The organism is Arthrobacter sp. Sr33 (assembly GCF_054511195.1).
Window position 1 is genome coordinate 337,089 of record NZ_JBTNDD010000003.1, and the last position, 7,352, is coordinate 344,440.

A 7,352-nucleotide genomic window follows, 5' to 3' on the forward strand; every position below is an offset into this window, starting at 1 on the left:
AAGCAGGATCCCCAGTGACTTCCTCAACCGTTGAAAGCAGCACCATGACTGACATGTCAGACCTGATCGGTATTGAAGGCCTCCTCTCCCCCGAGGAAATCAGCCTGCGGGACACCGTGCGGTCCTTCGTTGACAGCGAGATCAAGCCGAACATCGCCCAGTGGTACGACGACGCCGTCTTCCCGATGGAAATCGTGCCGCAGATGGCCGAGCTGGGCCTGCTCGGCATGCACATCAAGGGCTACGGCTGCCCTGGTAAGTCCTCGGTGGAGTATGGGTTGGCCGCGATGGAGTTGGAGGCCGGCGATTCGGGTCTGCGGACCTTCGTGTCGGTGCAGGGTTCGCTGGCTATGAGCGCCATCTACAAGCACGGCTCGGAGGAGCAGAAGACCGAGTGGCTGCCGCAGATGGCTGCCGGGACCGCGATCGGTGCGTTCGGGTTGACCGAGCCGACTGCCGGGTCCGACCCCGGCGCCATGCAGACCTTCGCGAAGCGCGACGGGTCGGACTGGATCCTCAACGGTGCCAAGCGCTGGATCGGCCTGGCCTCGGTGGCGAAGCTCGCCATCATCTGGGCGATGACCGACGACGGCGTCCGCGGCTTCGTGGTGCCCACCGACAGCCCGGGGTTCGTGGCAACCCCGATCAAGCAGAAACTCTCCATGCGGGCGTCCATCCAGTGCGACATCACCCTGACAGACATCCGGTTGCCGGAGAGCGCGATGCTCCCGAACGCCAAGGGGCTGCGTGGCCCGTTCGAGTGCCTGAACGAGGCGCGCTATGGCATCATCTGGGGCGCTATGGGTGCGGCCCGGGACAGCTACCTCACCGCTCTGGCCTACTCGCAGGAGCGTCTGCAGTTCGGGAAGCCACTGTCCGGTTACCAGCTGACGCAGGAGAAGCTGGTGAACATGGCGCTGGAGATCAACAAGGGCACGCTGCTCGCCCTGCAGCTCGGCCGGTTGAAGGACGCCGGGACCCTGCAGCCGTACCAGATCTCGGTGGGCAAGCTGAACAACTGTCGCGAGGCGATTGCGATCTGCCGTGAGGCGCGGGCGATGCTCGGCGGCAACGGTGTCACCCTGGATTACTCGCCGCTGCGGCACGCGAACAACCTGGAGAGCGTCAGGACCTATGAGGGTACCGACGAGGTCCACACCCTGATCCTGGGCAACCACATCACCGGCGTCCCCGCGTTCCGGTGAGCGAAGCCGCTGCCCGTGCTTCTTCAGCTTCCGGCGGTAGTTCCGCCACCGGCATCCGCAAGGGCCTGACCAACTACGGGGACGCCGAGTTCTCGTTGTTCCTGCGGAAGGCGTTCATCAAGGGTGCCGGGTATTCCGACGACGCCCTGGACCGGCCGGTGATCGGGATCATCAACACGGGCAGCGGGTTCAATCCGTGCCACGGCAACATGCCGGCGCTGCTGGAGGCGGTGAAGCGTGGGGTGATGCTCGCCGGTGGGTTGCCGGTGGACTTCCCCACCATCTCCATCCACGAGAGCTTTTCGCAGCCGACCAGCATGTTCCTGCGGAACCTGATGTCGATGGACACGGAGGAAATGATCCGCGCGCAGCCGATGGACGCCGTGGTGCTGATCGGCGGCTGCGACAAGACCGTGCCAGCCCAGCTGATGGGTGCTGCCTCGGCGGGGGTGCCAGCGATTTCGCTGGTGACCGGATCGATGCTGACCGGCGGCTACCGGGGCGAACGGGTGGGCGCGTGCACCGACTGTCGCGCGTTCTGGGGCAAGTTTCGTGGCGGAGAGATTTCCAAACCAGAGATCGACGACGTGAACTCGCGTCTGGTCGGCAGCGTTGGCACCTGCTCCGTGATGGGGACGGCAAGCACCATGGCCTGCCTGACGGAGGCGATGGGGATTGCGATGCCGGGTTCGGCGTCTGCTCCTGCGGTCACGGCCGACCGGGTGCGGATCGCCGAGGCAACCGGGACGCAGGCTGTTGCCCTGGCCGCGGCCGGGACGAAGATGGACACGATCCTGACCCAGGAGGCGTTCGAGAATGGGCTGCGGGTGCTGCTCGCCATCGGCGGCTCCACCAACGCGATCATTCACCTGACCGCGGTTGCCGGTCGGTTGGGGATCCGGTTGTCACTGGAACAGTTGGACCGGATGAGCACGGAGACCCCGGTACTGGTGGATCTGAAGCCGTCCGGGAAGTATTACATGGAAGACTTCCATCGTGCCGGTGGCGTTCCCGCCGTCTTGCGGGAACTGGGTTCACTGATCCACCGGGACGTTCCGACCGTAACCGGCCGGACGCTGGGTGAGGAGATTGACGACGCCGGTCCGGGTTTCCCGCAGGACATCATCCGGCCGCTCTCCAATCCCGTGTATCCGGAAGGAAGCCTTGCGTTCCTTCGCGGGAATCTGGCGCCGGGCGGGGCAATCATCAAGCAGGCAGCCGTGTCGCCTGCGCTGCTGGAGCACACCGGCCCCGCTGTGGTGTTTGAGAATACGGCAGACCTGGCGGCGCGGATCGACGATCCCGATCTCGACGTCACCGCCGATTCTGTGTTGGTGCTGAAGAACATCGGTCCGGTCGGCGCACCAGGGATGCCCGAGGCCGGATATCTACCGATCCCGAAGAAGCTTGCCTCGCAGGGCGTGCGCGACATGGTGAGAATCTCGGACGGCCGGATGTCCGGCACCGCCGCCGGCGCAGTGGTACTGCACGTGACCCCAGAGTCAGCGGTCGGCGGACCCCTGCGGCTGGTGCAGACAGGCGACACGATCACCTTGAGTGTGAGCCGTCGGCTGATCCAGTTGGAGGTGTCCGATGCGGAACTGGCGCAGCGTGAAGAAGTGATGGGACCGGCAGCACCGGTGGTTCCGGAACGTGGCTACCGGAAGCTGTTCGTCACCGAGGTCACCCAGGCGGACGAGGGCTGCGACTTCCGCTTCCTGCAGGGCTAGTTGGCCAGTGGCTGGCGACTTGTCCGGTTACAGAGAATCTCCAAGCCTTGTTGCCAGTCCACCGACGCCCTACCCTAATCTCAGGTCACAGATTCCTAGGAGCCCTCATGAACGACATCCTTCCCGGCAGCCCAACCCGAGTGTGGACGTTCGTCTCAGGAGACTCCGCCCGCCAGGTAATCACCTGTGGGGCTGCTGCGGCGCAGGTCCTCTTACCCACGTTGTACGGTCCGCGCTTCAGGGGTGAAAACGCTCCGCCCAACGTGATCCAGCCAGCGCCCTACACCTTCACCGTCTGGTTTCCTATCTTCGCCTCCTCCATCGCCTACGCGGCCCACCAGGCACGCGGCCCGGCCAGCACCCGGGACATCTGGCGGGCAGCCGGGTGGCCCCTCGCTGGCGCGTTCGCCGCCACCGGCATCTGGGCGCCGCTGGTGCGATCCGGCAAGTTCTGGACCGGCCAAGGAGCGTTGGTGGCGATCGCTGTGCTCGCAGAGACGGGACGTCGCCGAATCGCTCAGGCCGAACTTAGGGGCGAGTTGAGTGCGGCCGAGATCATGGCGGCCGCCCCGGCAGCGGGAATGCTTGCGGCCTGGGGGCAGGCAGCCTGTGGAGTGAACCTGGCCGCCATCCTCGTCAGCAACCGTATTGTTCCCGCCGGGCCAAAAGCCGCTACGGCGGGAGCCGCCCTTCTCGCAGGGCTCGGTGTACTTGGCACCAGGGCTGCCCTTGCACCGGAGCACACAAGCATCTCCTCCCGTTTTTACACCGGCACCCTTCTCTGGGCATTCGCAGGTGTGATCATTGGCCAACGTCGACGCTCCTGGTCCGCAGCCGCAACAGCGGCCGGCGCTGCCACCGCGATCCTCGCCGTCACGGCACGCAACCGTTCGGAACCCTCTTCGAGCTGACAGGTGGTCCCGGGGCTGTGCTCAAACGGCTCACCGCGGGGCAGTAGCCGATCCCCTACCTCAAGCAATGTTGCTTGAGTCTGTGGTTGTGCTCGTCAGCACGGCTGTTTGGCGTCCGGCCCGTCCAGTTCGTCGTCGTAACGGCGACGTGCCTGCTCGATGAGCGGCATCTGCTCGGCGACCCAGTCGAGCATTACCTCTACCGGTGGCCGGAGGGTCTTATCGAGCGGGGTGATGCTGTATTCAACCGCCACGGGACGTGTGGTGAGGAGGACGCGGCGGATGATCCCGTTACGTTCCAACCGCCTCAAAGTGGCGGTGAGTGACTTTTGCGTCACTGCCGGGATGCTGCGCCTCAATTCGCTGAAGCGCATCGGCCGCTCGCACAACAAGGAGCACTTCGATGGCCGTTCACCTTTCTTCCCCCAAGACACTCATGCAGCCCGTCCCTTACCACCACGTTGCTGTCGCCACAGGTACCCGACACGTGCACGTATCGGGCCAGATCGCGCGCCCGTCCAACGGCGAGCCTGTGGCCTATAGACGCTGTGACGGATGAAATCGGCTTGCCCCTCCCGATGCCGCCCGCATCCCTTATCGGCGTCGATTACCTCTTCGAACCCGACCTGCGTGTCGAAGTTGAAGCAACCGCCATTCTTGATAGAAATTGCCTGGTTGGCTGCGGCGCAGACCTCGCGGGGCGACTAACCAACCCGCCCATGAGCTGATCCCCTCCGCGTCACGTGGTGTTCCTTTCCTATCGGATCAGCGATCGGCATCACCGGGATGGTAGGAAGGGATCGCGTGTGACTGATTCGTGCACTCTTATGGCTCGCCCGGATGAGGTCTGCACCCATGCCGAACTGTGGACAAAGTTTCACCAGCTGTGTACCTATTGAAGGGCCGAGCGAGGCCAGCAGACCTACCACATCGGCCGGTGAATTCCAGTCCGGTCCCGCGCCGTCAGGCACATCCACATCCGGACGCGAACTTCGGAGGAACGTTTGAAACTCTTGCTTACGTCAGGCGGCGTGACGAACCCGAGCATTCACTCGGCGCTCGTGCAGCTTCTCGACAAGCCGATCGGCCAATGCCATGCCTTGGTCGTTCCGACAGCGCAGTGGGGCCACCCGATGTGCGGACCGGCATCGGTGCGGGGCCTGCTGGCCGCCGAGCCCGACTTCCGTCACTTGTCCGGCCTGGGCTGGGCTTCCCTTGGAGTTCTTGAGCTCACCGCGCTGCCCACCATCGGCCAGGAGCGATGGATCCCCTGGCTTCGAGAAGCCGACGCGATATTGGTCGACGGCGGCGACGCGACCTACCTGTCTCATTGGATGCGGGAGTCCGGACTGGCCGAGCTGCTGCCGTCATTCCCAGACACTGTGTGGGTCGGAGTGAGTGCCGGAAGCATGGTGATGGCGCCCCGGATCGGCGAGCACTTCGTCGAGTGGCCCTCAGCGCCGGACGATCGCACGCTGGGGGTGGTGGACTTTTCCATCTTCCCTCACTTGAACGCTTTCCCAACCAATACACCGGCCCACGCCGAGCGCTGGGCCGCCGACGTCGGATGCCCTGCCTATGCCATCGACGAGCAGACCGCCATCATGGTTGTCGGTGGCTCCGTAGAGGTGGTCTCCGAAGGGCAATGGAAGAAGTTCGGGTGATAGGTACTGGGAGTGTGAAGGGCCTCGGCGCCTTCAATACGGCTGCCATCCCAGCTCTAGTGTCCACAATCGAAATGGTCATGGAACCGGCCCTAAGGCCTGACGTCGCGTCAGTGGCAACTGAATGCTGGTGCCCGCAAGGCACCTGCATCGGCTGCCGTACCCAAACAACGCTTAGGCACCATCAAGCCGTACTAGGCGTCAGCTAGGCCTAAAATGGCCCACCCCTTCGGAGGCAGGGTCAGCGAACCACCCGGGATGTCGAGCCCGCCCGCGCCGGCCAGAAGTTCGCGCGCCGCGGCCGGAAGCTCCAGCGTGACCGAAGTGTCCTCAAGATTCATTGCCACGAACAGGGCCTGACCGGCGTCGTGCACCTCGTAGAGCAGCTGTTCGTTGTTGAGCGTATGCACCCGGGTCCGGGATGCGTGCACCCAGTGGTTCCGGCGCCGCAGCCCGATCAATTCCCTGTGCAGGGTATACAGCGGTTGCCCGACGGCTGAGAGGTCGGCCGGGGAAGCGGGGAAGGCAGGACGAATGTCGTCGTCACCCCCGGCGCGATCCTCCTTGATGCCCCGGTAGCCCTGTTCATCGCCGTAGTAGATCACGGGAGTGCCCGGCAGGGTGAACAGCAGCACCAATGCGTGGGCCAGGCGACCCGACGGCGCCAGCCGGCTCGCTATGCGCGTAACGTCATGGTTGCCGATAAAGGTCAGCGGCACAAAGGTGTCCAGAAAGCTGTTGTGGCGCTCCAACGCGGCGGTCAGCTCATAGAAGTTCGCTTCCGCAAGTGAACTCCAGATCGCCTTCCACAGCTCGTACTGGGTGACTGAATTAAGGTGCCCGGCGCGGACGTCCTCAGGATAGTCACCGTGGATATACTCCCCCACAAAATAGGCCTCTGGGAACTCCGAGCGGACATCGTCAAGGACGCCAGCCCAGAACGACGACGGCACCGCATAGGCGGCGTCGAGGCGCCACCCGTCGGCACCGCGGCGAAGCCAGTGCTTCATCACACCTGCCACAAAATCCACCACAGCGGGCTGTTCATGGTTCAGTGCCACGAGGTGGTGGTGGCCTTCAAAGTCTTTATACCCGGGTTCAGTGCCCGGCACCCAGATGTCAGGCCAAGAGAAGCTGAACCAGTCCGCCGTCGGCGCCCCCGGCCCCTGCTCGAGCGCCTGGCTGAAGGGGGAGAAAGAGCGGCCAGTGTGGTTGAAAACCCCGTCAAGGAGGACCCGGATCCCGCGCGCGTGGGCCTGCCTGATTAGTTCGTCGAAGTCGGCATCGGTGCCGAACCGGGGATCAATGCGGTAATAGTCCGTGGTGTCGTAGCCGTGGGTTTCGGAGGCAAAAACCGGGCCCAGGGCGAGGCCGGAAGCGCCCATCTCGACGATGTAGTCGAGCCACTCCACCAGCTGCGTCAGACCGCGCGGTGCGGGAGCCGGATCCCCGCCGTCTGTGTGGCGCCGATCGGCGTCGTCCGATGTATGCCGGGCCGATTTTTCGGCTCCAGAAAAGCCCAGCGGATAGACCTGCCACCACACCACGTGCTCTACCCAGTCCGGCGTCCTCATGTGTGCTGGTCCTTTCGCGTGGTGGAGTGATGCCTTCTACAGTCTGTCACCAGCAACCTTGACACCCGGAAATCCGTGGCGCCATCGCTCATCGTCAGTCTCCCCTGCGAGTCTTACGCAGCATCGCCCGCGCGCCCCCTCTGTGGCTGTCTCCAGGTGGTTGGGTCCCCGGGTAGGAGTCCAGTGATTATGTGAGTTTCGCATCCGATAATGGGTGCAGGAGGAAATTCACCGATATGGCACGTAGACATACCCCTGATCAGGTCAT

At 64.1% G+C, this 7,352-nt stretch carries 6 protein-coding genes; 4 read left to right on the plus strand and 2 right to left on the minus strand.

The window, feature by feature from the left end; all coding sequences use genetic code 11:
- Positions 1-44 precede the first annotated feature (44 nt).
- From ACX80T_RS06720 to ACX80T_RS06730, 3 genes are all read left to right on the plus strand, one after another.
- Entirely contained in the window at positions 45-1,205 is a 1,161-nt protein-coding gene (locus tag ACX80T_RS06720; RefSeq protein WP_024476624.1) for an acyl-CoA dehydrogenase family protein, read from the plus strand.
- Positions 1,202-2,935, plus strand: a complete 1,734-nt coding sequence (locus ACX80T_RS06725) for an IlvD/Edd family dehydratase (protein WP_024476625.1) — start codon at positions 1,202-1,204, stop codon at positions 2,933-2,935. The genes ACX80T_RS06720 and ACX80T_RS06725 overlap by 4 nt, the downstream gene beginning before the upstream one ends.
- A gap of 107 nt (positions 2,936-3,042) precedes the next feature.
- On the plus strand, positions 3,043-3,846 hold the full coding sequence (locus ACX80T_RS06730; RefSeq protein WP_116778471.1) for a hypothetical protein: 804 nt from the start codon (positions 3,043-3,045) through the stop codon (positions 3,844-3,846).
- A gap of 95 nt (positions 3,847-3,941) precedes the next feature.
- Here the strand turns inward: ACX80T_RS06730 and ACX80T_RS06735 are convergent, their stop codons facing one another.
- Entirely contained in the window at positions 3,942-4,184 is a 243-nt protein-coding gene (locus ACX80T_RS06735) for a winged helix-turn-helix transcriptional regulator (protein ID WP_237742124.1), read from the minus strand.
- A gap of 666 nt (positions 4,185-4,850) precedes the next feature.
- Between ACX80T_RS06735 and ACX80T_RS06740 the strand changes: the two genes are divergently transcribed.
- The gene (locus tag ACX80T_RS06740; RefSeq protein WP_024476628.1) at positions 4,851-5,510 is read left to right on the plus strand and encodes a Type 1 glutamine amidotransferase-like domain-containing protein; all 660 of its coding nucleotides are present in this window, start codon (positions 4,851-4,853) and stop codon (positions 5,508-5,510) included.
- 194 nt (positions 5,511-5,704) lie between these two features.
- On the opposite strand, the gene ACX80T_RS06745 is transcribed toward ACX80T_RS06740, so the two are convergent.
- Positions 5,705-7,084, minus strand: a complete 1,380-nt coding sequence (locus ACX80T_RS06745; RefSeq protein ID WP_024476629.1) for an alpha-amylase family glycosyl hydrolase — start codon at positions 7,082-7,084, stop codon at positions 5,705-5,707.
- Positions 7,085-7,352: the final 268 nt, after the last annotated feature.

Bases quoted from the DNA above. Each gene is read 5' to 3' on its own strand.
- ACX80T_RS06720 (WP_024476624.1), top strand. From the start codon at position 45: ATGACTGACATGTCAGACCTGATCGGTATTGAAGGCCTCCTCTCCCCC.
- ACX80T_RS06730 (WP_116778471.1), top strand. From the start codon at position 3,043: ATGAACGACATCCTTCCCGGCAGCCCAACCCGAGTGTGGACGTTCGTC.
- ACX80T_RS06745 (WP_024476629.1), bottom strand. From the start codon at position 7,084: ATGAGGACGCCGGACTGGGTAGAGCACGTGGTGTGGTGGCAGGTCTAT.